At 70.2% G+C, this 25,375-nt stretch carries 18 protein-coding genes and 2 pseudogenes; 13 read left to right on the top strand and 7 right to left on the bottom strand.

Going from position 1 to position 25,375, the window contains the following annotated elements; genetic code table 11:
* Positions 1 to 173: 173 nt before the first annotated feature.
* Positions 174 to 490: pseudogene (locus ABD347_RS15565) on the bottom strand (hypothetical protein).
* A 115-nt stretch (positions 491 to 605) separates the two neighbouring features.
* Here ABD347_RS15565 and ABD347_RS15560 point away from each other — a divergent pair.
* The 4 genes from ABD347_RS15560 (at position 606) to ABD347_RS15545 (ending at position 3,635) form a co-directional block, all read left to right on the top strand.
* Positions 606 to 1,103, top strand: a complete 498-nt coding sequence (locus tag ABD347_RS15560) for a peptidylprolyl isomerase (RefSeq protein WP_344361382.1) — start codon at positions 606 to 608, stop codon at positions 1,101 to 1,103.
* A gap of 456 nt (positions 1,104 to 1,559) precedes the next feature.
* Positions 1,560 to 1,853 (top strand): YkvA family protein, encoded by a 294-nt coding sequence (locus ABD347_RS15555; RefSeq protein WP_344361380.1) that lies wholly within the window; start codon positions 1,560 to 1,562, stop codon positions 1,851 to 1,853.
* A gap of 302 nt (positions 1,854 to 2,155) precedes the next feature.
* Positions 2,156 to 2,569, top strand: a complete 414-nt coding sequence (locus tag ABD347_RS15550; RefSeq protein WP_344361378.1) for a VOC family protein — start codon at positions 2,156 to 2,158, stop codon at positions 2,567 to 2,569.
* A gap of 454 nt (positions 2,570 to 3,023) precedes the next feature.
* Positions 3,024 to 3,635, top strand: a complete 612-nt coding sequence (locus ABD347_RS15545) for a hypothetical protein (protein ID WP_344361375.1) — start codon at positions 3,024 to 3,026, stop codon at positions 3,633 to 3,635.
* 721 nt (positions 3,636 to 4,356) lie between these two features.
* On the opposite strand, the gene ABD347_RS15540 is transcribed toward ABD347_RS15545, so the two are convergent.
* From ABD347_RS15540 to ABD347_RS15530, 3 genes are all read right to left on the bottom strand, one after another.
* On the bottom strand, positions 4,357 to 4,857 hold the full coding sequence (locus ABD347_RS15540) for a hypothetical protein (RefSeq protein WP_344361372.1): 501 nt from the start codon (positions 4,855 to 4,857) through the stop codon (positions 4,357 to 4,359).
* Positions 4,858 to 5,719: 862 nt separating this feature from the next.
* The gene (locus ABD347_RS15535; protein ID WP_344361370.1) at positions 5,720 to 7,285 is read right to left on the bottom strand and encodes a pectate lyase family protein; all 1,566 of its coding nucleotides are present in this window, start codon (positions 7,283 to 7,285) and stop codon (positions 5,720 to 5,722) included.
* A gap of 771 nt (positions 7,286 to 8,056) precedes the next feature.
* Positions 8,057 to 9,718 (bottom strand): hypothetical protein, encoded by a 1,662-nt coding sequence (locus ABD347_RS15530; RefSeq protein ID WP_344361368.1) that lies wholly within the window; start codon positions 9,716 to 9,718, stop codon positions 8,057 to 8,059.
* 910 nt (positions 9,719 to 10,628) lie between these two features.
* Between ABD347_RS15530 and ABD347_RS15525 the strand changes: the two genes are divergently transcribed.
* From ABD347_RS15525 to ABD347_RS15515, 3 genes are all read left to right on the top strand, one after another.
* Complete coding sequence (locus tag ABD347_RS15525) at positions 10,629 to 11,015, top strand: hypothetical protein (protein WP_344361365.1); 387 nt, start codon at positions 10,629 to 10,631, stop codon at positions 11,013 to 11,015.
* Positions 11,009 to 11,656, top strand: a complete 648-nt coding sequence (locus ABD347_RS15520) for a hypothetical protein (protein WP_344361363.1) — start codon at positions 11,009 to 11,011, stop codon at positions 11,654 to 11,656. The genes ABD347_RS15525 and ABD347_RS15520 overlap by 7 nt, the downstream gene beginning before the upstream one ends.
* A gap of 199 nt (positions 11,657 to 11,855) precedes the next feature.
* Entirely contained in the window at positions 11,856 to 13,580 is a 1,725-nt protein-coding gene (locus ABD347_RS15515) for a serine/threonine-protein kinase (RefSeq protein ID WP_344361361.1), read from the top strand.
* 112 nt (positions 13,581 to 13,692) lie between these two features.
* On the opposite strand, the pseudogene ABD347_RS15510 reads toward ABD347_RS15515, so the two are convergent.
* Positions 13,693 to 14,024 (bottom strand): annotated as a pseudogene (locus tag ABD347_RS15510) (helix-turn-helix domain-containing protein); the annotation flags it as partial.
* A 296-nt stretch (positions 14,025 to 14,320) separates the two neighbouring features.
* Here ABD347_RS15510 and ABD347_RS15505 point away from each other — a divergent pair.
* Both ABD347_RS15505 and ABD347_RS15500 read left to right on the top strand, forming a co-directional pair.
* The gene (locus tag ABD347_RS15505; RefSeq protein WP_344361359.1) at positions 14,321 to 15,064 is read left to right on the top strand and encodes a class I SAM-dependent methyltransferase; all 744 of its coding nucleotides are present in this window, start codon (positions 14,321 to 14,323) and stop codon (positions 15,062 to 15,064) included.
* Between the two features lie 455 nt (positions 15,065 to 15,519).
* Positions 15,520 to 15,927 (top strand): excalibur calcium-binding protein, encoded by a 408-nt coding sequence (locus tag ABD347_RS15500; RefSeq protein ID WP_344361357.1) that lies wholly within the window; start codon positions 15,520 to 15,522, stop codon positions 15,925 to 15,927.
* 696 nt (positions 15,928 to 16,623) lie between these two features.
* Here the strand turns inward: ABD347_RS15500 and ABD347_RS15495 are convergent.
* A complete protein-coding gene (locus ABD347_RS15495) occupies positions 16,624 to 17,772 on the bottom strand; it encodes an oxygenase MpaB family protein (RefSeq protein ID WP_344361355.1) in 1,149 nt (382 codons plus the stop codon).
* Positions 17,773 to 18,579: 807 nt separating this feature from the next.
* Here ABD347_RS15495 and ABD347_RS15490 point away from each other — a divergent pair.
* Positions 18,580 to 18,867: a hypothetical protein gene (locus ABD347_RS15490; protein ID WP_344361354.1), complete on the top strand. Its 288-nt coding sequence runs from the start codon at positions 18,580 to 18,582 to the stop codon at positions 18,865 to 18,867.
* A 237-nt stretch (positions 18,868 to 19,104) separates the two neighbouring features.
* On the opposite strand, the gene ABD347_RS15485 is transcribed toward ABD347_RS15490, so the two are convergent.
* On the bottom strand, positions 19,105 to 19,446 hold the full coding sequence (locus tag ABD347_RS15485) for a DUF6207 family protein (protein WP_344361352.1): 342 nt from the start codon (positions 19,444 to 19,446) through the stop codon (positions 19,105 to 19,107).
* A 625-nt stretch (positions 19,447 to 20,071) separates the two neighbouring features.
* Between ABD347_RS15485 and ABD347_RS15480 the strand changes: the two genes are divergently transcribed.
* From ABD347_RS15480 to ABD347_RS15470, 3 genes are all read left to right on the top strand, one after another.
* Positions 20,072 to 22,468, top strand: a complete 2,397-nt coding sequence (locus tag ABD347_RS15480; protein ID WP_344361350.1) for an MMPL family transporter — start codon at positions 20,072 to 20,074, stop codon at positions 22,466 to 22,468.
* Positions 22,465 to 23,355: an alpha/beta fold hydrolase gene (locus ABD347_RS15475; protein ID WP_344361348.1), complete on the top strand. Its 891-nt coding sequence runs from the start codon at positions 22,465 to 22,467 to the stop codon at positions 23,353 to 23,355. Before ABD347_RS15480 ends, ABD347_RS15475 begins: the two co-directional genes overlap by 4 nt.
* Positions 23,356 to 24,460: 1,105 nt before the next feature.
* A complete protein-coding gene (locus tag ABD347_RS15470; RefSeq protein WP_344361346.1) occupies positions 24,461 to 25,312 on the top strand; it encodes a GDSL-type esterase/lipase family protein in 852 nt (283 codons plus the stop codon).
* Positions 25,313 to 25,375 lie beyond the last annotated feature (63 nt).

Raw genomic sequence — 25,375 nt, 5'->3', positions numbered from 1 at the left:
GGGCGTCGGGAGCAATCACCCCTACTCGGTAGGGGACCGTCACCTCTACTCGAAGGCCTCGGGCTCAACCCGTGCCGGTGTTCGGGCCGACGATGTCGGCACGGCTGTATGTGTGGGGGCCCACGGGCAGAACGTACGTGGCCGGTGCGGGAGCGGGTGCGGCACACCGGAGTTCAGTTCAGCTCCAGCGCCCCCACTATCTGGTCTCCGCTGAGTTCTCCGGTCGGTCGGAACCCGAGCGCCAGGGAGAAACCTGCCGGGCCACCCGTCCCGGGGTGCCAGGTGGTCGTCAGGCGTGTGCCGCCGCGGCGCCGGAGATGTTGAGGCGCCAGAGCCCGGAGCGGAAGTCGGTTCCGTCGCCGGTCCAGTCGATGCGGAAGAACGCCATGAGGAACCCGACGACCTCGTCCGTGTCATAGATCAGCCGGGGCCATGCGACGCCGGGCCGCCGTCCCAGCACTGCCGCCCCGACCCGTCCCGGCTCTGCCACCGGCCCGTCCCTGGGGGAGCGGCCGGTCCGTCGTGGTGCCGTCCGCCCTCGCCGTTAGGGGCGGAGCCGGGAGGCCGGTTTCAGGGCAATGCCAGTGCCATGGCAGGATTCCCTTATGTCTACCCACGTCTTCTTTGACATCACTATCGACGGCGACGCCGCCGGCCGAATCGTCTTCAAGCTGTACGACGACGTCGTCCCCCAGACGGCGCGGAACTTCCGCGAGCTGGCCACCGGCCAGCACGGCTTCGGGTACGAGGGCTCGGGCTTCCACCGCGTCATCCCGGACTTCATGCTCCAGGGCGGTGACTTCACCCGTGGAGACGGGACCGGCGGCAAGAGCATCTACGGCGAGAAGTTCGCCGACGAGAACTTCGACCTCAAGCACGACAAGCCGTTCCTGCTGTCCATGGCGAACGCCGGCCGGAACACCAACGGCTCGCAGTTCTTCATCACCACGGTGGTCACGCCGTGGCTGGACGGCAAGCACGTGGTCTTCGGCGAGGTCGTCGAGGGCCAGGACCTGGTGACGAAGATCGAGTCCCTGGGCTCGCGTTCCGGCACCCCCCGGGCGAAGATCGTCATCGCTTCCTCGGGAGTCGTGGGCGAGTAACGGCAGAGTCCCGGCCTCACCGCGCCCCGTCGATTCCCAGCTCGGCGAGCGCGGTGAGCTGTCGGCGGGGGAGCGGGGCGGGGGTCACTGATGACCCGTTGGCCAGCGTGGGAAATCCGGCCCAGTGAAGCCGGAGAACCGCGCCCGGTCCCACTCGTGGCCTGTGGAGCAGGACCGCCGCCTGACAGGCTCTCAGCACCGGGCCCCGGCAGGGCGAGGGTGGTGGGTGATGCTCGGCGCGGGGGAGCCGGTACGTTCCGCCTGCGGTCGGCCGAGTCGCTGTCATCCTGCCGGAGAGCTCCCGCTCCGTCGCGTGCATATGGTCGGCCGCCTCGTTGCGTCAGCCGTTTCCCAGGGCTGCTTCGACCTTCGACAAGGGCCCCTCCCGATACGTCAGAGGGCCGACAGGGTAGGCGGAAAGGGAAATCCGGGAACGCTACAGGCTGGGGGCAGCTGATGAGCTCGGAACTGAAGACCCTCCTGGTCGTCGCAGGAGCCGTAGCCGCAGTGACGTGTGCGCTGGCGATCGTTCTGCTGGTCAAACTGGCAGCAGCCCGTCGCAGCCTGCGCTCGGCCGGCGTTCCGCTGGAGAACAAGGCCCTCTTTTGGGGTGCGGTCATCTACACGCTCTGCCCGGTGGACCTTCTTCCCGATCCGATCTTCCTCGACGACATCGGGTTGCTGTTGGTCGCCCTTCGGGCGCTGAAGTCCGAGCCGGTACAAGGAGTGGAGAAGGCGCCTTCGGCCTAGCCGACGAGGCCGAAGCCGGTCCGGCCCAGCGGTGGGAGAGAACCACGGCCCTCTGCCCCTGCCGCACACGTTCGGGTGATCGACCGGCGGTGGGATCCGTCCCCTGGGGCGAGTGACGAGTGACGAGTCACGGGTACGAGATGGTCTCGACGCACGAGTCCGGCGTCAGCCGGAAGAGCGTCAGCCCGGGTCGCCTCGGACAGCAGGTGAACCCAGCTATTACCCGAGCCCCGGCGCTCGGTCGTTCCTCGTCCGGCACGACCGGGGGACACGGGAGCGTCGAGGAGAACGATGGAGGCCTTATGGCTGAGTATCCGCAGCTGTTGCAGACGGTGCTGGACACCACACGGCCGAGGGAGCTGGCCGAGTTCTACCGGCGGCTGCTCGGGTTCTCGTACCGTCCTGGCGACGAACCGCCCGGGGACGGTGGCAGCGACGACAAGGATTGGCTCGTGCTGCGTGATGCCGACGGCACGGCCAGGCTCGCATTCCAGCAGGTTCCCGAGCTCTCTCGCACGACCTGGCCTCGCCATGACATTCCCATGCAGGCCCACCTGGACTGCACGGTGTCGGACGTGGACGAACTCCACCGGCAGCGCGCGCGAGCCGAATCACTGGGTGCCCGTCTTCTGCTCGACCGGCACGACGACGCCGCAGAGCCGCTGTACGTGATGGCGGACCCCTCAGGCCACCCGTTCTGCCTCTTCGTCGCCTAACCGCCCGAGGCGCCGCCGGCTCTCGTCCGGGTGAAGCCGCGCCACGCCGTGCCCCGTTGCCGTACCGCCGTCCGTCGTGCCGCCGAGGTCGCGTGCCGCCGCTACCTGGACCTCTCGGAGTCCGTCCTCCTCGCTCGGTGCTTCCCGGCCAAGGGTGGCAGCGACCCCGGACCCGGGCGCGCCCCACCCCGGATGGACCGGTCTGCTTTTCCGTCGGCCCCCACCCCGGGCGCCGAGCCGCCGTGCATCGTCGCGATCCGTATTCAGCTGCACCGGAAGGTGAGCCAATATCATAATGAATCCAAAAAAGTAGATTTAAAGCCAAAGTTTAGTGATTTAGTCTGCTTAAGGACATTTGATCATTCTTAGGTGCGCGCCATACGTCGTATTTCCTTAGGCTGGGTGCTGTCAGGCGGAGAATCTCTCCTCCTGCACAAACCGAAGGAAGTACCTCATGCGCTCCATGCGCACCACGGCCACTGCCCGGACCTTCATGATCGCTGCGATCGCCGTAGCCGGACTGACCGTCACTCCCGCACTCGCCTCCGCCCAGCCCGGTACGGGCAGTGCCCGGACCCACAACGGCGTCGGGGCCCCCGGCGCCAACGGCGCCAACGGCGTCGGGATCCTCGGCGGTATGGATGGCCTCGGCGGCACCGGTGGCGCCGCGGGTGCCAACGGCAGCGGCGGCAACGGCGGCGCCGGCGGCAACGCCACCGGCTTCGCGAGCGTCGGCGGCGCCGGGGGTACGGGCGGCGCCGGTGGCGCCAACGGCAACGGCGGCAATGGCGGGTTCGGCGGAGACGCCGCGCTCGGCGGCACCGGCGGCAAGGGTGGCGTGGGCGGTGCCGGCAACGCCGGTGCCGGTATCGCCGGCGGCAAGGGCGGCAACGGCGGCGCCTCCAAGGCCGGGAGCGGTTACACCGGCGGCACGGGTGGCGCCGGCGGCGCGGCCAGTCCGGTGTGCCCGGGCAAGCCCGGTGGCAACGGCACCGATGCCACGATGTTCGGAGACGGCACCACCGGCGCCACCGGGGCTGCCGGCAAGACCACTCTCCCCTGCTGAACACGTCTGCTGAGCGGTTCGCCGCGGCAGGACGGGGAGCACCGGACCGGGGCATAGCCCCCCATGCACACCGGTCGCTGACGAACATTCAGTGAAGTGCGGGGACCCGGACAAGCGCCCGGCTGAGATTTCTCAGCCGGGCGCATCACGTCGTACGCGGTCTGTCCGTACACCGACCATGTGGCCACGGGGCCCTGAACTCCACCTCGGCCTCTTCCTGGTGGCGCCGCTCGCGGCTCCGTACTGCCGCGGGTGGCAATCTGGTGCCCCTGCCGACTCGCCATCCGCCGTCACCTTCACGCGGGGCGGGGCTCCGCCACGGCATCCGTTGCAACCCACTCCAAGTCGCGCACGCTTTGCCTGCCGACACGACGGAGTGTCCGTAACGGGTTCGACGTGCCGCTGCACGGAACTGAACTCCCGACGACCTGCGCGCCGCGCGGCCCCGCCCGCACCGGGCGATCCGTCGAGCCGGCCGCCTTGTACCGCCGGCTTCCATGGCCACATCGGTCCGCTGCGCCTCGCGCCGGCTGAGGTGCGTGGCCACCCCCGGCGCCAGGCGCCCACAGGGAATCGAGCGTGGGCCTGACGGTGTCGCGGCGGTGTCTTCCTGTGTGCGGGCAAACCCGTGACGGCCACCACGGATCACCTACCGAATCCATCGGCCCACGGCCCGCGATGGCCCCGGTACGGAGTGCCGTTCGCTACGGCAGTGGTCCGGTCACCACCAGTCGGAGCAGCGGATGACGTTGTTGGAGTTCAGCGAACCGCACACCCGGAACTGGTAGGCCGGATCGGTGCTGGTGCGCTTGAACGGGGTCGTCAGGCTCTGCCCGATGTGCTGGACGGTGAACGGTCCGCACTGCAGCCAGGGCCGGATCGGCGTGCCGGGAGGGCCACCCTGGTCCCAGCCGTCGGCCTTCCAGTCCATCCAGACCTTGTCACCCGGGAACGTGGGACCGCTGATCTTCCCGAAGGCGATCTGCTGCCCCCCGTTGACCCCCTTCTCCAGGGTGATGACGATACCGCCGCCCATGTCGATGCGGCGGGGCTTGTGCGTGTCGCCGGAGGCGTTGTCGGGGTGGTCGTGGAATCCGCGGACACCGCCCGTGCAGTCCGACGCGGCGGCCTGGGCGGGCCCGGCGGTGCCGACCACGGTGACACCGGTCGCGAGGGCGCAGACCGCCGTGAGGGACGCGAGTGCGGAACGCAGTGGACGCATGTCGATAACCTTTTCCGGTGGTTGACGGGAACGGAGTCAGCCGCGCCGCCGGCCCTTGACGCGGGTGGGCGCGGCGCCGATGAGCGTGTCGCCGACGTACCGCACGGGTCCCCGGTCGGGAAGCCGGTGCCGCGCCGACCGTTCGGGGAGGGCTTGGTGCGACCGTCCGTTACTTGGAGAGACGTCGGATTGTTCGACCACCGCGTATGCGGGTCGACGGTGCGGTCGGTGGAGTCGTACGAGCCGTCGTAGGCGTGGATGCGGTCGCGCGCACCCCGGTCGCGGTGCTCGGACCAGATCGTGAAACGGGGTGGCGGCGGACGGCTCCGCCCGCTCGGCACGGTCGCCCGCGTCCTGCCCCGTGGGGCAGGTACGCGAGCGGACCGTCGACTCCTGGTCGCCGTGCTCGACCCCGTTCAGCACGGTGACACAGTGAGCGCGCCCCCTGCTGCTCCGCGGCCGTCGCGGCAGGCGCGACGACTACTGAGGCAACCGGTGGCGGCGAGTGCACCGGCGACTCCCGCACCGTCGCGACGGCGATGCGACGATGTGGTGCCGCCGGGCACAGCTTTCCGGACGCTGTCCCCCAGAACGTATGTGGTTTTCCCCGTGGCCGGCGGACCTCAGGTCGTTGGTCCGTCGGTGACCGATCATGACGCGGGCCGGGGCATCCGGGCCATGGGGAGAAGTGCGTATGGACAGCAGCGCGCTGCCGTGCATGCAGCACGTCGGCGAGGGCTTCCGGGAACCGTCGTGCCGGACGGGAGCCCGGCCCTGCCCCGCAGCGGGAACGCCCGTGTCCGGGTCCGGCGGTGACGGACCCGGACGGGCGGGTGGCGGGTGGCGGGGAGGCCGTTACCCGTTACCCGGCGTAGGTCTCGTACTCGGCGACCTTCGGCGTACCGGTGGAGCTGGTGATCTCAAAGGTGATCTTCTGCAGTGACGTCCGCGCGAAGGAGATGACGCCCGCGCCACTGCCGGAGGTCAGGACGGCGCCGGTGTCGGCGTTGATGAGCCTCCACGAACCGATGCTGCCCGCGGAGCCGGCCGCCTCCCGTATGTTGACACTCGAGACCGCTGTGGGGGAGCCCCACTTGATCGAGACGGAACCGGTCGAGCCGGTCGGCGACCAGTAGGTGTTCAGGTTGCCGTCCCGCACGTTGCCGTAGCTGGTGCCGTCAGCCTTGCTGGAACCGTCGGAGCCGGCCCCGATGCTGAGGTTGGTGCCGCTGGGCGGGGTGGGTGTGGGGGTGGGCGTAGGCGTCGGGGTCGGGGTGGGCGTCGGGGTGGGCGTCGGAGTCGGGGTCGGGTCCGGCGTCTGGGGCGAGCAGTTGCCGTCCGACACCCGCAGTCCGTTGTTGGCGCCTGCCGTACGGCTCACGACGTCCGGTACGCAGCCGGCGGCGTCCAGGCCGTAGGCGTACGGGATGCTGACGGTGGTGTTGGACTGCGGGTTGGGCCCGGCGGGATTGTGCTCGCCGTCGCGGGGCGACCAGGTCACGTTGTCGAAGATGTTACCGCTGACCTGCCAGTATCCCGCCGCGTCGGTGTAGAAGGTTCCGAGGACGTCCTTGGAGTCCTCGAAGTAGTTGTTGTCCACCTTGGCGCGGGCCCCGGCCCGTGAGTTGATGCCCGAGTCGTTGAGGTTCTTGTAGTGGTTGTTGTAGATGTGGGCGATGCCCCCGCGCAGCAGCGGCGCACGGGAGTCGATGTTCTCGTACAGGTTGTGGTGGAACGTGACGTAACCGTTGGAGGTGTCGGTCTCGCTGGAGCCGATGAGGCCACCCCGGCCGGAGTTGCGGAGGGTGCTGTAGGACAGCGTGACGTACTGCGTGTTGTTCTTCATGTCGAAGAGGCCGTCGTAGCCCTCCGCCTCGCCGCCCGAAGCCTCCAGGGTGACGTGGTCGACCCAGACATTGCGTACGTTGCTCTCCATGCCGATGGCGTCACCGCCGTTGGATATGGGGGAGCCCGACTTCTTGACGTTCCGCACGGTCACGTTCTGGATGATGATGTTGCGGGAGTCGCGGATGTGGATGCCCAGTTGGTCGAAGACGGCTCCGCTTCCGACCCCGACGATGGTGACGTTGCTGATCTGCTTGAGTTCGATCACACCGTCGGCGGTGCTGCAACTGCCGCCCGACACCTTGCTGGTGTTGGCGTGGTTGATCCTTCCCTCCACCTGGATGGTGATGGGGGTGCTGCTGCTGGCCCGGCTGCACAGTGCCGCGTGGATCGCGGTTCCCGTGGTCGCCCGTACCGTCTGCCCACCCGCCCCGCCGGTGGTCCCGCCGTTCTGACTCGCGTAGCCGGTGGCGCCGGCGGCTGCCGCCGACGCTTCCGGTATCGGCAAGAACGCGCCCGCGGCGCCCGCGATGGCCACGGTGGCCAGCGCCGTACAGAGTCGTATTCCGACCGTTCGTCTCATGGTGGCTGCCCTTTCGTCTTCACCTGCCGGCGGCGCCGCGATGGCGGCACCGCTCGCCACCGTCGGCTCGGCCGGGCGACGGCGGATGACTCGGGAAAGCGCTTTCTGGCCGCGAGAATAGGGGTCGCCTCCTGGAGTGACAAGGTTCCGCGCACCGGTTGGTTCAGAAACTGGAATGGCAGTCCTTCGAAGGTGCGCTGTGGAACGACACGCTGACCGTCATTCAGGTATGCGTACGCGCCGACTGTGTCTGACAACGTCCACTGCTCCGCCGTCCACACGCGGAAGCCGCCGCATTCGGAGAACCACCTCGGCTGATCAACGCGGCGCGACGGTGCTGAAGCCACCCGTGGAGCCGTTGTCCGCCGCCCAAGCCCCAACAGACGGTGTCGGCACCGGGCGTCCTGCCCGGCATTCGAGGTGAAGGCCGCCCGCTACCAGTGCTTGCCTCCACCCGGCCGGGCCCGGGCCGGCCGACGCGGCCGCAGTCGCGCCGAGGCCGGCTGATCCGGTACTTCCCCGGCCTCGTGGCGGCCGCCCGCAAGTTCCGTACGGCCCGGTCGTCGACGGCGAAGTCACCGTGCGGCCGGCAGACCGGCTCTCCTTCGAGACGCTGCGACGCGGCGCCTGTCCCGGCGGCCGCACCGTCCAGGCACTGGCGGAAGGGGCGCCCGCGCGCCCGCCAGCGCGGCCCGGCCACGCCGCTCACGCACCCTCGTCCCCGTCCTTCACAGCCGTCGGCATCCTTCAGAGCTACCGGTCAGGGGCTGTTCACCGGACCGCACGAGCGCCGACGCGCCGCCCCGGAAAGCCTGTTGACCGGGCAGGACCTGAAGCCGCCGTGGACGCCGTGCCGGATGACGGCGACACGTCCGTCGCCCAGGAGCGGCTGACGTCCTGGACGGAACCGGCGTCCACCGGCCGCGCACCGGACACGTAGGCGCGGTAGCCGGTCAGGCGCCCCAGGTCCGGCAGCGGGTGCACCCGCCAGCCGCGCGCGTACGCCGGGGGACGCGCCGTGCCGGAGACCAGCACCGCGACCGGCCGCTGCCGGGACAGGGCGACGAGGCCCTGCGGGGTGATGCTGCCGTCATGGCCGCCCGGCTGCCGGGAGACGCAGCCGGCGCGGAACGCGACACGGATCGCGTCCTCACCGCTGACCACGCACGGCGGGCGCACCCCGTGGGCGCGCAGCGCGGCGGCGATCCGCGTCAGCTCCCGGGTGTCGCGGCGCACCCGGTCCGCCACGGAGTCGGCCACCCGGTACTGGACGAACACGTGCCCGGCGACGACCAGGGCGATCAGCGCGGCCACGGCGCGCCGCCGTCCCCGGCGGGGTCTCGGACGGCACGCCCACAGGAGCAGGCCGGCCACGGGCAGTGCCAGCAGGGCGTACGCGGGCAGCAGGAAGCGCGGCGCCGCATAGCCGACGGCGAACAGGTACGGCAGGGCCAGCGACACCCCCACCCCCGTCGCGACCACCATCTCCGTACGGTGGCGGCCGGCCCGCAGCGCCGCCCGCACCCCGGCCGCCACCAGCAGGGGCAGCGCGAGGAACCAGAGCGCGGCGCCCGGAGCGCGCCAGGGCACGTCGCACGGGCGGCACAGCGTCCGCCCGCCCAGCGCCCGGACGTGGTCGTCGACCGCGAGGTACCAGCCCAGCCGGCCCTGGATCTCGCTCGCCCGCTCCAGTCGCGCCCACACGCCGCCGTACCGTGCGTACGCCTCGACCACCCACTCCGCCCAGCCGAGCGCGAGGCCAGCGCCGAGCGCCACCAGCAGCAGCGGCCACCGCCAGGCCCGCATCCCCACGGCCGCCGCGGCGAGCGGCAGTGCCAGCCACAGCGCGTCGTACGGGCGCATCAGCCCGGCGAACGCCACCGCGGCGACCATGCCCACCACCGCCCACCGGTCGCCGGGGTCGCGCGCGGCGCGCAGGAAACAGCCCGTCGCCGCCAGCGCCCCGTACGCCACCCACAGGTTCGGCATCGCCTGCCCGGCGTAGAAGAGCGAGACCCACAAACTCGCGAACAGCACCCCCGCGAGCGCCAGTGGGGCAGGGGGGAGCAGCCGGCGCCACGCCCACAGCGCGAGGAACAGCCCGCAGCCGGCGAGTACGGCGAGGTACACGCGCAGCGCCGCCACGGAGGTGGTCACCGCGGCGACCGGTGCAACGAGGAACGTGACGCCCCGGGCGCGCGGCGCGCTGAAGAACGCGGCCGGTGCTTGCGGACTGACCTGGCTGACGTAGACCGTCTCGTCCCAGCCGAGCCCCATGCCCGGAGCGATCAGGGTGAGATGCGCGACGGTGAAGGCGGCGGCGACGGCCGCGAGCCACAGGCATCCGCCCGCCCCGGCGCGCGGGTCCCGGCTTTCCTGAAGCACCACATGCGGCACACGGCCGCGGATGCCGACGATGACAGATTCCTGCATGGCCCGGCCTCGCTCGGGAGTGTTCGGGTGACGGGGTCCCTCCGGCTCTTCTCCTCCACGCTCGGGTGGATCGGGCGCGCCCACCACGCCGGTACGGCACTCGGCCCAATCGGCCGTCCCGGAGGGGTGAGGGCGCGCCCCGCTCGCACGGGGAACCGCCCGGCTCGTATCCACACAGGGGTACGGCCCTGGGAGGGTGCGACCGGCGGAGGCGACCGCCATGCGGCAGGCACACCCGCATCCCACCTGTCGGCGCAGCGCCGTACGCATCGGGCGCAAGGGGCGCCACCACCCGCGCCTGCCCGAGCGCCTCGTGCCCGCTACCCGCGCGCTGGACCGGACGGGGCATGGTCCTGAGGCCGCGCCATGGCGGTGACCCCATCGCCTGCTACGGGTTGGGACGGCATCCGAGATGGTGCCGCCGTCCGGAGGCGGTCCGGTCGGTCGGTGGCGTGGCGTGGCGTGGCGTCGTACGAGCGCCGGCTGACCATCCCCGCGCGGCACCTCACGACGAGGCGCCCCCTGCGAAGATCGCACTCATGGGCTGTCCAGCCTCCTTGCGAAGCGCTGCTCGTGCGTGCTCGGCATGGGTACCGGGGAGGCGCCGTGGCGGGACGAGATGGGTGACATCGCCGCCACCGGGTGAAGGGAGCCGTCAGGGACGCCGATTCGTACGTGGCTCTCGCCGGTCCACGGGTTGCGTTCGCCGGACTCCCGAGGGCTCACCACGCGAAGGCGTTCGCGACGCACTCGCGTGCCGACAGCCGGCTACGGGTTGCGGGACACCGTACGACGCGGCGCCTCAGAACACCTGCCCGAGTTGAGTAGCTGTACGGATAGCGGCTCACCAGTCGGCAGGCGGACGATCGTGCTCATGGAGTATGTGGCGCGGGCTGCGAAAGCAGCCGCCATGGCTGCTGCGGCCACGCTCATCGCGTGGCGGCTGATACGCAGTCTGTACACGCTGATCGACCACGCAACCGAAGCCGACAGCGCGCGCAACCCCCTCGCGGGGATCCCCTACTACTGGCCCGCCAACGCGGCAGGCATCCTGTGCCGGCCCTTGGCTCTGTGGGCCGGCGCCAGACCGGCCGGAGTCCGTGGCAACCATCTGGCGATCGTCATGAGCACCTACGTGTGGGCCACGATGACCGCCGGCCACCTCGTGGACACCACCCCGAGCCCGTGGGAGGCCGTCCAGTGGGTGGCCATCCAGTCCACCGCCGTGACAGGGGCCTCGCTCCCGCAGGCCATGATCGTGCCGGCCGGCACACAGCCCGAGGAACGGTCGTGCTGACCCGGCGTCAGGTGAAGACGCGCATGCTCCGTGCTGCGACCTGGCCCGCCCTCGTCACGTTCGACATCGTCGCCCGCATGTGGACGCTTCTTGGCTCGACCAGCCGCTACCGAGCCCACCGACTCGCAGACAGTGACGCCGCGCAGCAGGCGCGGCAGGCTGCTGAGGCACGGCTGCGTGCCATCGCCCAGACCTACGCGAGCAGTACGCCCCTGGTCCTGCGTCTCGTGGTCGTGGAGGACGGCTGCACCCCCGGAACGGTCGGCTGGGATCTGTTCACCCCCGTGAAGCCTGCCTACCGGGTGTCCTGCGAGATGCGCTTGCAGGCCTACTACAGTTCCCCGCTGCCATCGGCTGAGACCATCACCCGGATCCTCGCCGCAGGGGAGCAGGCACTGTCCGGCATCCCCTTCACCCACGGCGACGCCCACGAGGACGCACCAGGTGAAATGACGCAGGCCGAGCACACCCTGACCTGGGATCAGCCGGGCTCGCGGGTTCCGGAGCCCGAACGCCCAGCCGGCGCCCACCGGTTCGACCGCGAGCCGCCGATGATGAGCGTGAACGGTATCCGCCGCCGGCACGGCACGGTGTTCGCGCTGAGCCTGCCGCCGGAACACTACTACCGGGTTCCCCGCTGAGGGCCCTGGCAGCGGTAGTACGAGAGCTCGGGGAGGCGGAAGCCGGGTGCGCCGTGGGAGCCCGCGCAGCCCGAGAACGACCTCGGCTGAACCAGGCCGGAATCACGGCGGCGCCGAGGCTTGCCCGTGGAGCCGAGGCACCCGGTGCGCATACCCCGCCCCAGCTGGCATGTTCACGCGCACCTGTAAGTTGTGACCCGTGATCGACAGTAATGGGCACATGATCGTCGCCGAGCGGTACGTACTGACCGAGCGGCTGGGCAGCGGCGGGATGGGCACCGTTTGGAGTGCCTGGGACCACCTGCTGCAGCGCGCGGTCGCCGTGAAGGAACTGCACATCGTGTCCCACGGCGAGGAGCTGCGGGCACGGATGCGCCGGGTGCTGACGGAGGCGCGCGCCATCGCACGGGTCTCTCATCCTCATGTGATCGACATCTACGACCTGGTCGAGTACGACGACCGGCTGTGGATCGTGATGGAGCTCGTCTCCGGCGGCTCCCTCGCCGATCACCTCAAGGCGGGAGGCCCCCTGCCGGCGACCGAGGTCGCCCGACTCGGGCTCCAACTGCTGTCCGCTCTGGATGCCGTACATGCCACCGGAGCGCTGCACCGTGACGTGAAGCCGGCCAACGTGCTGCTCCGGGCCGACGGCAGCGCCGTGCTCACCGACTTCGGAATCGCCGCGCTCGCCGACGAAGCGCACACCGCGACCGGCGGAGTCGTCGGCTCGGTCGAGTTCATGGCCCCCGAGAGGATGCGGGGGCTGCCCGCTGATCCTTCCAGCGACCTCTTCTCCCTCGGTGCGACGCTGTGCTCGCTGGCAACAGGCACACCACCCTTCGTCCGACCGGAGCCGACGGCGGTCATGCACGCCGTCGTCTACGAGCCGCCCGAGATCGCACCGAGCGCGGGCGCCCTGCGCGGCATCATCGAAGAGCTGCTCCACAAGGAGCCCACCCGGCGGCCGACCCCCGCCATGATCACTCATGCGCTGCAAGCAGTCATCGCCCAGGAGGACCGGCCTCTGCAGCCCACTCGGCGCCATGACCCGATCACCGCTCGGCGTCGCCGTGTTCGCGTACGGCCGTGGAAGGTTGCCGTCCTGGCGGGAGCGCTGCTGGTGGGCGGAGCCGGTGCCGGCCTGTACTGGTGGGCCGACAGCTCACGTGCGCCGATAGTCGGCACCGAGACGAAAGCCACCCCGCAGCAGATCGACGCGGTGATGGCGGTACCGGGAGCGGAGGGCCGTTTCTGGGTGTTCTCGGGCGGCCGGTACGTTGTGGTGGAGGCCGGGGAGAGCCCGGCGGCTGCGCGCCGGGTCAGCGGGCCGGGCTCGCTGGCGGACTGGAAGAAGTCCTTCGGCGGGCTGCCCGCCTTCACCAGCCGAATCGACGCCGCCATGCCCGTGCCCGGGTACGACGACCGCTACTGGGTGTTCTCCGGCAGCCAGTACATCGAGATCGAAGTCGCCGCTGGCAGTTCCGCCAGAGGGCGGCTCCAGCAGCCCTCACCCCTCACCGACTGGGCCACCAGCTTCAGCGGCCTTCCCGGCTTCGACGAACGTGTCGACGCGGTGATGGCGGTACCGGGAGCGGAGGGCCGTTTCTGGGTGTTCTCGGGCGGCCGGTACGTTGTGGTGGAGGCCGGGGAGAGCCCGGCGGCTGCGCGCCGGGTCAGCGGGCCGGGCTCGCTGGCGGACTGGAAGAAGTCCTTCGGCGGGCTGCCCGCCTTCACCAGCCGAATCGACGCCGCCATGCCCGTGCCCGGGCACGACGACCGCTACTGGGTGTTCTCCGGCAGCCAGTACATCGAGATCGAAGTCGCCGCTGGCAGTTCCGCCAGAGGGCGGCTCCAGCAGCCCTCACCCCTCACCGACTGGCAACCGCTGCGGATCTTGCTGCGCACCGATAAAACCCAGCGGTAGGCGACGCGTAGGGACAGTGACCACTCCGTACCACTGAACCGCGCCGCTCCCGCCGCTCGTCCGCTCGCTTCAGCGGCACCTCGGCACACCCCGACGACAATGTGCCGGCGAACAGGCCGTGGCGGGCCAGGACGTGGTGCACAGTCGAGGTGGACAGCCCCAGGACCGGCCCGATGCGGGCGGTCCGAGTTTGCGGGCCTGCCGTAGATCGCAGACGCGGGCCTCCGTGGCGGCCGGGGTGCGGTGCGGGGTGGTGAGCGGCCGGCAGGAGCGATCCACGAGCCCGGCCTCGCCGCCGGCCTGCCACCGTCGCATCCACTTATGGGCGGTCGCGCGCGAAATACCTATTTCGGCAGCCACATGCGCGATGGGACGGCCCGAGCAGACGCGTTGAACGAGCAACCGCCTGCCGAAGACGGTCAGCCGGGCATAACGGTGCGGCACGAAGGCCTCCGTGTGGTGCAGTCCCAGACGTCTCCACCACACCGGAGGTCTTCGCCATGTCCGCGACCCGGGACTGTCAATGAGGCTCGTGAGCAATCCAGCTAGGCCGTGTCCATCTGCTCGAACTCGCAGGACGGCCTGTGCGGGAGTCCGGGGCGGCGACCACATTTTTGTGGTTTCCGCCAGGCCTGATGGCCTGGCAGGTTGGGAGAGACTGCCAGCCAGAGGTAGCGGCCGTCCCGATCGCGGGCGGCCGGGGCCGATGACATGGTGAAACACACGGGGAGGATGACGCGATGAGTGCGCAGGAACAGTACGACGAGATCGGTGAGGCGTACGAGGGATTCAAGGCTCTGCCTCTGGAGCAGTACGCGGTAGTGCCCAGCTTTCTGGCCCTGGTCGGGGATGTGAGCGGCAAGTCGGTTCTCGACCTGGCCTGCGGCACCGGCTTCTACAGCCGGGAGTTCAAGCGACGCGGGGCCACGGATGTGCTCGGCATCGACATCTCCGGCGAGATGGTCGCCGTGGCGCAGAAGCTGGAGAAGCACGACCCGCTGGGCGTGCGCTACGAGGTCGGCGACGTGTCCACGCTGCGGACCTTCGAGCAGCCCTTCGACGTGGGCCTGGCGGTCCAACTGCTCAACTACGCACCGGACATCGCCACCACTGAGCTGATGTGCCGCAACATGCGCCGGAGCCTGAAGCCCGGTGCCGAGCTGTTCCTGCTCAACCAGTCGCCCGACTTCCGCTTCGACGGGCCGACCCCGGAGAAGTACGGCTTCCGTAGCGAGCTCACCGGCGAGGAGGCCGAGACCGGACCGCAAGTCCGGACCACGGCGCTGCTCGACCCGCCCGTATCGTTCGTCGCCAACCGCCCGCGCCGCCGGATCTACGAGGACTGCCTGAAGGCGGCCGGATTCAGTGAGCTGACCTGGGCCCCGGTCCGGGTGTCCGAGGCCGGCGTACGAGAGTTCGGCGCGGACCTCTGGGCGGACCTCTACGCCAACCCCCCACTGGAAATGCTGCGCTGCCGCGCCTGACGACTCACCGCACTTCCCGGCGGCCAACCACCGATCCACCGGCGCTGGGGCCGGTCCCGGACCGCCTCTCCGGGGCGGGCCCGGAACCAGAGCCTGTCGACGACGTCGGGCGGGGCCTGCGTAGGTGAGGGGTGCGGGAGGCCGGGGCGGTCCCGCGGCCCGGCCTCGCCGTACCCATCCATAGCGGGTCTTCCAGTGCTCCGCTGCCGGCTGCCAATGACGCCACCCACCGCGGTGACGGCGGAGGGACGGCCGCCCGTCCATTCACTCACCACGCACGGCCGCGGTGCCGCCGGGCTCCGCGCCTCCCACCTCTGTCGGGGCATGGCCAAGACCACCACGCTCACTCGGTGCAGAACCCCGAAGACGTACCCCGTTTGGCCCACTCCCGGCGCGCTCCCCAGACGCCCCTCCTAGAGTCGAACCGACCTCTCGGGGAACACGAGGAGGCCCATATGGATCGCCGTTCTGTCGCAGCGTGCATCGTCCTGGGTTTCGTTTCCCTCGCTCTGTCCTCCGAGGCGGCACATGCCCAGACGGATCTCGACTGCCGTGACTTCCGCTTCCAGGAAGACGCCCAGGGCTTCTTCAACACCGACCGCAGCGACCCGCATCGGCTCGACGAGGACCAGGGACCGGACGACGGCATCGCCTGCGAGGCGCTGCCCAGCAGAGGCACCACCGTCACCGTCCCCACACCCGCGCCCGTCACCCCGACCGTGATGCCCACCCGCGGAGCCCAAGGCGGGGTGGGCGGTACAGCCGGTGGCGGCAGCCTGGAAACAGGCACGGGTGTCGCCCTCACGTGCGGCGCCGCCGGCGGCATAGCCTGCATCATCGTGAGGCGACGGCGTCGGGCCTGAACGGGACGTCGTGGATGCGGCACGTGCCCCGAACGGTGCGGTCGCTCCACCGCCCACCGGGTTCACGAGGCAGGCGTCATGCCGCAGCCGTTCGCCAGCCGTCCACTGGCCCCACCGCCGCGCCGCCGATCCGGACGCTCCACGGTGTTCCGCAGACTGGTGCGCTGGCCCCGGTGCTGGTGCGTCGGCCCCGCCCACGCCCGGCATGTCGGCTGTCTCGGTCGCCCGTTCGTCGGCTGTATCGAGCTGGGGCTGCAGGGTGCGACGGACTACACCGGCGCCACTTCTGCCCATCGACCATCGGCCGAGGCCACTCGACTCATACGGAGCACCTGCCTCCGAATGGGAGGGGAGGGGCCCCGCATGCCGTATGGCACGACCGCGTCCATGACCGGTGGCCGTGCCAGGTCGCGAGGGTAGCGGGCCACTGTGCGCCCTTCCGCTGCTTCTCCGACGGTGTAGTCGGCAGGCAGCAGGGTGCCTGTGGCGTGTTCGGAGCCCGTCCCCGTGTACGTCGCCGACTTCGGCATCAAGGGCCTCGCCACGCAGAGGAGCCGGCCAATGGCCGGTCGTGCCCGCCGAGCTGGGGTCCTGCTGGTCGCCTGGGCCTCCAGCTCGGGCACCGGTCGCGGCACGCGGCGACCGGTGCCGTGTGTGAGGCGGCCAGGGGGCCGGCGGCAGTTGCCGGGTGGGCGATCAGCGGTTGTCGTCGAGTTCCTGGTGCATCTGGGGCTGGTCGTCCTGGTCATGCGTAAGGGCGTACTTCTCGACCTCGTTGTACGCCTTGGAGGCCGCCCCGAGGACCTCCTTGTACGGGTTGACGCCGACAGTCTTCTTCGCGCCGCCGCCCAGCAGGCCGCCACCGATGCCGCTGACGACCTTGTGGCCGGCGGCCAAGGGTTTGCCCGTCTCGTCGAGGAGGTTTTTGGGCAGGCCGGCCATGTCGGCGTACTTGTCGGTGAGTGCGACGCGGACCATGGCGATGTAGGCGTCGTGCATGCCAGGGGGCAGGAACTTCTTGTAGAAGTCCACGGCCTGCTTGGTCATGTAGACGCCGTCGTCGGTCTTCTTCCACTCCTTGTCGCGCTGGGCGTTCCAGACCGCCTCGACCTCGTCGGCGCTCTTGGGCAGCAGCCACTTTTCCGGCGTGCCGAGGTAGTGGTTGACGTAATGCCAGGCGCACATGAAACCGTGCGCGTCGTCCTTCGAGACATCGATGCCCAGGTTCTTCATGGCCTGCAGGATCTGGGTGGAGAACACGCAGGCAGCGCCGGTGGTGTACTTCTGTGAGACCGGCTCGCCCCACTTGGCGTAGTCCCACTCACCGCTCTTCTTGTGCAACTGGCGTACCGAGGCATGGACCAGGCGCACCTTGGTGACGTTCGCGGCCAGGCTGCCGTCGCGCATGGCGTTCTTGTTGCCCATGTCGATGAACAGGCGTGAGGACTGCGACAGCCGCCTGCCCGGCCCCTCGACGCCGCCGAGGCGGCCGGTGGAGCGGAGCGTGAACGCACCGGTGGGGGAGAGGTAGGTGCCGATCAGGCCCACGGTGCCCAGGAGCATCGACACCTCGCCGTGGTGGTGGGCGAAGAAGCTCTCTGCGGCCTTGACGTCCGCCTCGCTCCAGTCCGGCGGCGGGGCCGCGGCCTCCTGCAGGAACTCGGCCAGTCGCGGTGGCAGCGTGGAGAGATCCTGACCGGGCTTGAGTGTCCCGATGGTGCGGAACAGGGCGTTGACCCCGTCGATTTCCCGGTTGTCGATCAGATCCGACACCAGCGTGTCGGCCGTGGGGTCGCCCACCTTGCTCGCGGCCTCCATCTCGGCCACGGCATCCGCAGTAGTCAACGGCACAGCAGTACTCCTCTGCTCCAGTAAGCGGCGGCCCGTGCAGCGGGGCTGCGGCGCACGGGGTCTTCTCGCCGATGGAACGTGACCTGCTCGGACAAAGCAGGTCACTGGACAAGATCTGCGAAAGTGATCCTGCCGTGGCTTCAAGGCCGCAGCGATCACCCGCAGGAGCTACGAAGGAGTGCGCCCCGCGCATAGCGGGCGCACAGAAGCAGCGCAGCCGGCACACCGCGACCATCGAGCTCATCCAGGGGACCGATGGCGTACGGCGAACCCTGAGGCGATGGGCCGTACAGCGCGAGCGGATTGAAGAACGCGAGGAACCGACCGGCTGACTGATTGGCGACAGCGGACGCGGTTGGGACCTGACGGAAGCGGGATGTGGCCCGTGGCCCCCGTCCTGTCATGTCGGGCTACGGGCCACGCCTCCCTGCGTACCCTCCGGCTCGCAGTGCGCCAGGCACCACTCGTGGAGGGACGTCACCCTCGCCCGGCGGCCTGTTAGGTGTCTCCCACCGCACCGCACCGCAAGGCCGCGCTCGTACGGTTCAGTGCGGTTCCTGACCGCACGCCTGGAAGACGTCGAAGGGGAGGAAAGATACGCACCGCCAGCGAACCCGCTCCCTTCCGCGCGGCCTACCCCTCCGTCGGGGGAGGCCGGGAACCGCTCCTCGGCGTTCGGGCGGCGGGCTGCGGCCCCTTGCCCTCATTCCCGTTCATGCGGTGAGCCGCCGTACGGAAGGGGGCATAATCTCCTCCTCCGGCGGACGGCGACGGCCGGGTCGGGTGACGGGGAGGCTCGGGATGTTCGTCGTGATCTGGTCGGGGTGGGGCATTCTCGTCGTACCGCTGGCCGGCGCCGGCCTCGCCGTCGGGATCGCGCTCGGTCAACTGTTCGGCGGTTCGCTGCTCGCCGAGGACATCGGCATGGTCACGGGCTGCCTGGTAGCCACCGCGCTCATCCGCGTCGTGGGGCAGCGGCTGAACCGGTGGGACGATCACCACCGGTTCTTCAACGTGCCGATGCAGCACTGGGCGTGGGGCGGGGTGATCTTCGCACTGGCCGGGGTTGCCATCATGATGTTCCGCTGACCGGAGTCGCGTCGCCATGACGACGCAGCCGATCCCGGCCAATGCGGCGACGCGGGCCTATTTCTCCCAGCTGTCCTCCCCGGACGGCCCGGGTCGCGATGATCACCGACTGCAGTTCCGGTATCACCCGCGCCCTTACCCGCGCCGGGGGAGCGTGGTGGCCGTGGCCCGCAACGAGGCCGACCTGGCTGCGCGACGGCCGAGGGGTGCCGCGCCGCCTGGGTGAGCGCGAACGAGTCACGCCAACTCTTGCGACTCGCGTTCGTGTTCCGCCGCCGGACCCGACCGGGCGATCCGAAGGCGACCCTGGGCAAGCCGACCCGCGGGGTGGCTTACGCGGGGCTTGCCCGGCATCGGCACCTCTGCGCCGTCTACGCGGCGGTGACGAGGCGCCGGATGTCTGCCCACATCCGCGCCCTGACCTCCGCCTCGCCCGGAGTATGCCGGACCGGGGATGCCGGAGGTGGCCCACTGCTGCTGGAGGCCCTCCATCACCTCCCGGATGGTGCTCCCGTCGGCGGCGGCGACGTCCAGGACCACGAGCCCGGGGTCGGCAGTAAGTTGCTCGCCGATGTGCATGCCGCTCGCGACGTCCCGGCGCGGCCGGCGGTTCGCCAGCGGCGAGGCGACCGCCCGGACGAGTGATCGCAACAGGCGTGCTGGCCGCGGCCGACCGCGCTGGTGTGGCCGGACCCGTAGACAGGTACGGCAGCCTACGGTCCGACGACACGACCTTACGGCTGCTCCCCCTCTCGCCGGGTCCGCGCTACCCCGAGCTCGCGGACTCTGTCGAACCCCGGAGCCTGCCCGGGTCGCTCGGTGCGGATCGCCGCCTTGCACAGAGGCCATGAGCGAGGAGTGGACGTCCTGGCACCCCCGTGTGAGCGCCCGTCTGCGGGCCCCCGGTCACGGGTCGGCCGAGGTGGCTCTCGGAATGGGCCGGCTTCTGCAGGCCCATCGCCTTCCAGAACCGGTGCTGAGGTTCGGCGCGGGCCGTGGGGCCACCCGGACGCGGACACGGCGCTCCCTCTGGCGGGCGCGTGCAGCGAACGGGCGATGCGTCCGGTGATCGTCCGCGCGTACCGGGTGCGGCCGGCGCGTGTGCTCCGCAGCGCGTCGCGCCGTGGCTCGGCACCCGGCTACAGGTCACCCCGGCCCCGCCACCTTGCTGGCGTCACCTCGTTGATCAAGAGCCGGTGAGCGGGTGATCCACCAGCTGCTGCGCGTGAGCTGTTCCGACGGGACGGCGTGGCGGCCGGTCGGCTGGTTTCGGTGTCAGAGATATGAGGAAGCTGAGGCGGCGATGATTGAGCCCGATCTTCGAAACGGGCGTTCCCTCGCCGCGTTGGTGCCGGGCCGACGTGTGGCGGTCCTCTTGGTCACCGCCTTCGTCTCGCTTGTGGCACTGGGTTTCGGCAGTTCGGTACACGAGCATCTGGCGATCGGCGGTGAGGCACCGGCCACGGCGGAGGCGATGCAAGCCAAGCGCGTTCTCGAAAGCGACTTCGGGTCTGCCGTTCCGAATCTGGTGCTGGTCGCCCGCGCCCGTGGTTCTGTGGACGGACCCGGAGCCGAAGCCGGGGCGCTGAAGGTGACCCAACGCCTCGAGGCCGATCCGTCCGTCTCCTGGGTGCGTTCCTACTGGTCCGCTCGCGCCCCTTCGCTGCGGTCTGTCAACGGGAACAGTGCCATGTTCCTGGTACGCCTGCGCGGTGATGACATCGAGGCTGGCCGTGCGGCCGACCTCCTGGTGCCATCTGTCACCGGCAGGCAAGGAGAACTGACGGTCGCGGCCACAGGAGAGGCGACCCTGCGGTCCGAGGTGGGCAGGCAGGTGGAAAAGGACCGTCGCTTCGCGGAGTTGCTGGCGCTTCCCGTGACGGCGGTGCTTCTGCTGTTCGTCTACCGCTCGCTGACGGCGGCCCTCCTTCCGGTCGTCGTCGGGGCGCTTGCGGTCACGGGCACCGCCGCGGTGTTGCGGCTGGGGACGTGGTTCGCGCCTGTGTCGGTGTACGCGAGCAGCATCAGCTACGCCCTGGGATTCGCCCTTGCGGTGGACTACAGCCTGTTCGTCATCAGCCGGTACCGAGAGGAACTCGCCAGGGGCCTGTCGGTGGATGCCGCGTTGAGGGTGACGCTGCGCACGGCCGGCAAGGCGGTGGCGTTCTCAGCTGCCACGGTCGCGGCCTCACTGTCGGCGCTGTTCCTGTTCCCTTTGCCCATCCTCCGTTCGATCGCCTTCGGCGGGATCACCGTGGTCGTCCTCGACGCGGTGGTCAGTCTGCTGGTTCTGCCAGTGGTGCTGTCGTTGCTGGGCAGGCGCCTTGACCGTCTGGACGTTTTCGCCCGATGGCGACGCGGCAGGCCGGGCGCGCAGCCGCAAGCGCGCTTGGGAGTGTGGGGCCGTACAGCAGTCCGAGTGATGGAGCGTCCCCTCACTGTCGGTCTGCTGGTCACCGCGTGCCTGGTGGTGATGGCCAGTCCCTTCACCCACGTGAAGTTCGGCATGTTCGACGACCGGCTGTTCCCGGCCTCGTCGGAGATCGGCAAGAGCGGCCAGGCCCTGCGCCAGGACTTCGCCCAGGGCGGTGTGACCAGCCCGACGACTGTGGTGCTGCCTGGCTTCCTCGCCGCGGCTTCCCCGGCGGAGCTGGACCGGTTCGCCCGCAGCGTCGCCCGGGTCCGTGACGTGCGACGCGTGGAGTCCTTCGGTGGCGTCTATGAGAAGGGACGGCGTCTCGGACCGGCTGGTGCGGCCGCGACGACATACGCCAACGGACGGGGCACCTGGTTGTCGGTGACCACCGACTGTGAACCCTTCGGCGCGCGAGCGCGAAGGGTGGCCATGGCTCTTCGCGCTCTTCCGGCTCCCGGACCGGTTCTGGTGGGCGGTCCGGGAGCAGTCCTGGCAGATGTCCAGCAGCGGGTCTCCGACCGGCTTTGGCCGGCCCTGTGCCTGGTGTCGGCCACCATGCTGGCATTGGTGCTGTGGCTGACTCGCCGGCCGGTACTGGCCCTCAAGGCCCTGTTGCTCAACGCTCTCAGCCTCAGCGCCACGTTCGGCGCGCTGGTCTACGTCTTCCAGGACGGCCACTTCGCTCATCTGCTGGGTGGTTTCACCCCGACCGGCACGACCGACATCCAGTTGCCTGTGCTGATCTTCTGTATCGCCTTCGGGCTGTCGATGGACTACGAGATCTTCCTCCTGGCCCGGATCTGCGAAGAACACGAAGGCACGGGGGACACGGCGACTGCCGTGGTCCGTGGCCTGGACCGGACCGCCGGGCTCTTCAGCTGGGCAGCGGTCATCTTCGCCGTGGTCATGAGCGCTCTCGCCACTTCCGATGTCGTTCTTCTCAAGATCATCGGTGTCGGCCTCGCGCTCGCTGTGGTGCTGGACGCCACGGTGATCCGCGGCCTGCTCGTGCCGGCGGTCATGGCACTGGCCGGAAAGGCCAACTGGTGGACACCGGGCAGCGCGTCCGGTCATCTCCACGGTTCAGGTCGTCCGCCCGAAACGGTCCCTTCCCTCTCCGGCGGGCAGGCTGCCCGCCGGCCCCTCGCCCCACACGGCCAGACTCGGAAAGCAGAACGCCCGTGAGCTCGCTCCCTCTTCGCCAACACTGCTTCACCGGCCCCGCCGGTCGGCTCGCCGCTCTGTACTGCGCTCCTGCGAAAGGCGCCGAACGCGGCGTCACTGTCGTCGTGGTCAGCGGCCTGTACGGCTCCAAGGAGGACTCTCACGCATTGCTTCCGCACCTGGCCGACGCCGGGTACCGCGTCTTCGCCTACGACCACCGCGGCCAGCACGAGTCCGACGGAACCGACGATCCGGCCGACTACACCCTGGAAGCTCTCACACAGGACCTGCTGGCCGTGCTGACTCAGATCAATCCCTCTGAGGGGGTTCACCTGGTCGGGCTCTGTATGGGCGGTTTCGTCGCCCGTGCGGCTGTGCAGTCCGCCGCTCCTGTGCGGAGCCTCGCCGTAGTGGGCTGGCATCTGAACGGTGACCGAGCCGTCGCCAGGCGTCTGCGAGCGGCAGCCGCCGTTGGACAGCGCATCGGGTGCGCCCGGACCGTCGCGATGGCGAGCGGCTGGGCGGAGCGGTACTGGCCGCACGACAGGGTCGATCCGGCGTTCCGCCAGATCACGCAGGCCCGGCTGGCCACAACTCGGCCGGCGCACTACTTGGGGCTGACCCGCGCCCTGGCATCGGCCCTGCAAGCCGAACATCCCGGCAACGTCCCCGTGCCCGCACTGATGGTCAGCGGTTCCGAGGACAACCTGTTCCCGGCGTCTGGCTTCACCGATGCAGCCCGGCGGCTCGGCATCCCTCACGCGGTCATTCCCGGGACCGGGCATCTGGCACAGCTGCATCAGCCCCAGGCAGTCGCCCGAGTCCTCCTGCGGTTCTGGGACACCGCCGCACCGCTTGCCGTCCCCCGCCCAGGCCATCGGAATCCCTCGCCCGGGGTACGGCGATGAAGCCCGGCGTGTGAACGCCTGACAGAGCCGGAGCCGTCAACGCGATGCTGCGGCCGAAGGTGGACCTGGTCCGGCTCGCCGAGGGGCCGCCCGAAGCCCGTGCGGATCCCCGGCCGCTGCCGGTTCCCTAGGGAGGGGGCGCGGCAGCAACCACTGGAACCCGAGGACCAGCCGGGCCCTGCCGCCGGGCACCTCCCGGCGAGGCACTGCTTCTGCTGTGCGCAAGCCCTCCTGGGCTCGGACGTCAGAAGTTCTGTACCTCCGTGCCAGTTGACAGGGCACGGTGTACTGCGCTGCGCCGCTTCCGCTGCGGAAGCGGATACCTGCCGCACTGGCACGACCCGCTGACGAGCGACGCCGGTCCTCCTCGTGACGCGGCTCCAAGCCGGGCGAGCGGGTGACGGCGTAGGGGAGTCGCTCGTTGCGGCGCACAGCGGCGAGGACCCTTTGCGGCCGGGGCCGATGGAGTGCGGACAGCGGAAGTCGGCACGGCGTGCTGCATGACGAAGATGTCCTGTCTGGTGCTGTGATGGCGGATGCGGGTGCCAAGGCACGGCGCCGGTGACAGATACGAGTGCGGGGCGCGGTGCCGCCACCGATACCGGCGCCGGTGCTGGGACGCCCCCGAGTAGCCGGCAATCCCCGGTCGGGGCCGCGCGGGGAGAGGCAAAGGCGTCGGCCGCTTACAGGGGCACAGGCTGAGGGTGGCGCGGTGGCTGTGGAACCACGGGTCGAGGCCGCGCCCGCGGCGGGCGAAGCGGTCCACGTGGGCGGCCCCCAGGAGCAGCGCGCGGATCTGGACGAGAACGTGGACACCGTGCCTCTGCCCGTCGGAAGAGCTCCTGCCTGCCACTCGAGGCGTGCCTCCCGCCCGCCTCTGCTCCGTAGGCGTGTCCTGTGGCGATCTTGGTCGTTTGGTCGGGTGCCGGACTCGTCCTTCGAACCGGCACCAGGGGAGGCCAGGCGGCGGTTCGAGGTGCCGGCGCTTGCCCCCGTTGTTCCACGTCGTCGGACATTGAGAAGAGGTCGTACGGTGCCGTTCAATGGTGGTCGCTCTCAAAGGTCCCTGCGCAAGCGCGTGCGCGGTGCGGTGCTGAAGTCCTATGTGCGATCGGTGTTCCGTTCGCCGTTGTGGGACGGCCGTAACGTTCCCTCTCCTCGCGGCCGTTACGGCCCCAGCACCGGACCGGAGCTGCCTCTGCTGCTGCTGGGTGACTCCTCCGCGTTGACCGTGGGAGTTCTCGACACCAAGGACACCTTCGGCGCCGGCCTGGCCCACGCACTGGCGACGGAGCTGTCCTGCACGGTCAACGTACGGGTCCAGGCCAGGGCCGGAGTGACGACTGCCGGTATGGCACGGCAAGTGCGGGCCGTGACCGGGCGGACCGACCAGGGGGTGGCTCTCATCCTCATCGGGGGTAACGACGTCATGATGCCCACCTCGCTGCACGGGTCGGCGCGGCAGCTGGGCGGGTACGTGCGCGAGTTGCGGGAGGCAGGCTGGCAGGTGGTGGTCGGCTCCTGTGCCGATATCGGCGCCGCCCCGGCGGTGCGTCCCGGCGTGGCAGCGGTGGCGACGTGGCGCTCGCACCGCCTGGCGCGCCGCCAGGCCGCAGCCGCTCTCGACGCGGGGGCTGTGGTGGTGTCGCTGACCACGGACGTCTTCCGCCGCGATCCCGCGCGCCTGTACTGCCCGGACGCCTTCCATCCCTCGCCGGAGGGCTATGCGTACTACCTGCAGCGGCTGAAGGTGGGCGTGCTTGAAGCCGGCCGGACCTGGAAGCAGGGTGCAGCGTCGGCCGCGCAGGGGGACATCGTCGTGGAGACGGCCGACGCCGCAGGGCACCGTGTCGTGGCGGAGATGGGAGCGTGCTTCATCCCTTCTCCCGACCGGCGCCAGGTCGTGCTCCGCCGGTACGCGTCAGATCCGGTTCCGGCGGTCGTCGGACAGCGGTAGTGGCAGCAGTGCCGCAGCGGTCGGTGCTCCGCAAGGTCAGCACGACCGGCCGGGGTGCCGCGG

The sequence above is a fragment of the Streptomyces gobitricini genome (assembly GCF_039532985.1).
GTDB classification, from domain to species: Bacteria; Actinomycetota; Actinomycetes; order Streptomycetales; family Streptomycetaceae; genus Streptomyces; species Streptomyces gobitricini.
Note: the sequence above shows the minus strand (reverse complement) of the source record. Positions and strands in the feature narration are given on the sequence as shown.

Bases quoted from the DNA above. Each gene is read 5' to 3' on its own strand.
- ABD347_RS15560 (WP_344361382.1), top strand. From the start codon at position 606: ATGTCTACCCACGTCTTCTTTGACATCACTATCGACGGCGACGCCGCC.
- ABD347_RS15555 (WP_344361380.1), top strand. From the start codon at position 1,560: ATGAGCTCGGAACTGAAGACCCTCCTGGTCGTCGCAGGAGCCGTAGCC.
- ABD347_RS15550 (WP_344361378.1), top strand. From the start codon at position 2,156: ATGGCTGAGTATCCGCAGCTGTTGCAGACGGTGCTGGACACCACACGG.
- ABD347_RS15545 (WP_344361375.1), top strand. From the start codon at position 3,024: ATGCGCTCCATGCGCACCACGGCCACTGCCCGGACCTTCATGATCGCT.
- ABD347_RS15540 (WP_344361372.1), bottom strand. From the start codon at position 4,857: ATGCGTCCACTGCGTTCCGCACTCGCGTCCCTCACGGCGGTCTGCGCC.
- ABD347_RS15535 (WP_344361370.1), bottom strand. From the start codon at position 7,285: ATGAGACGAACGGTCGGAATACGACTCTGTACGGCGCTGGCCACCGTG.
- ABD347_RS15530 (WP_344361368.1), bottom strand. From the start codon at position 9,718: ATGCAGGAATCTGTCATCGTCGGCATCCGCGGCCGTGTGCCGCATGTG.
- ABD347_RS15525 (WP_344361365.1), top strand. From the start codon at position 10,629: ATGGCTGCTGCGGCCACGCTCATCGCGTGGCGGCTGATACGCAGTCTG.
- ABD347_RS15505 (WP_344361359.1), top strand. From the start codon at position 14,321: ATGAGTGCGCAGGAACAGTACGACGAGATCGGTGAGGCGTACGAGGGA.
- ABD347_RS15500 (WP_344361357.1), top strand. From the start codon at position 15,520: ATGGATCGCCGTTCTGTCGCAGCGTGCATCGTCCTGGGTTTCGTTTCC.
- ABD347_RS15490 (WP_344361354.1), top strand. From the start codon at position 18,580: ATGTTCGTCGTGATCTGGTCGGGGTGGGGCATTCTCGTCGTACCGCTG.
- ABD347_RS15485 (WP_344361352.1), bottom strand. From the start codon at position 19,446: ATGCACATCGGCGAGCAACTTACTGCCGACCCCGGGCTCGTGGTCCTG.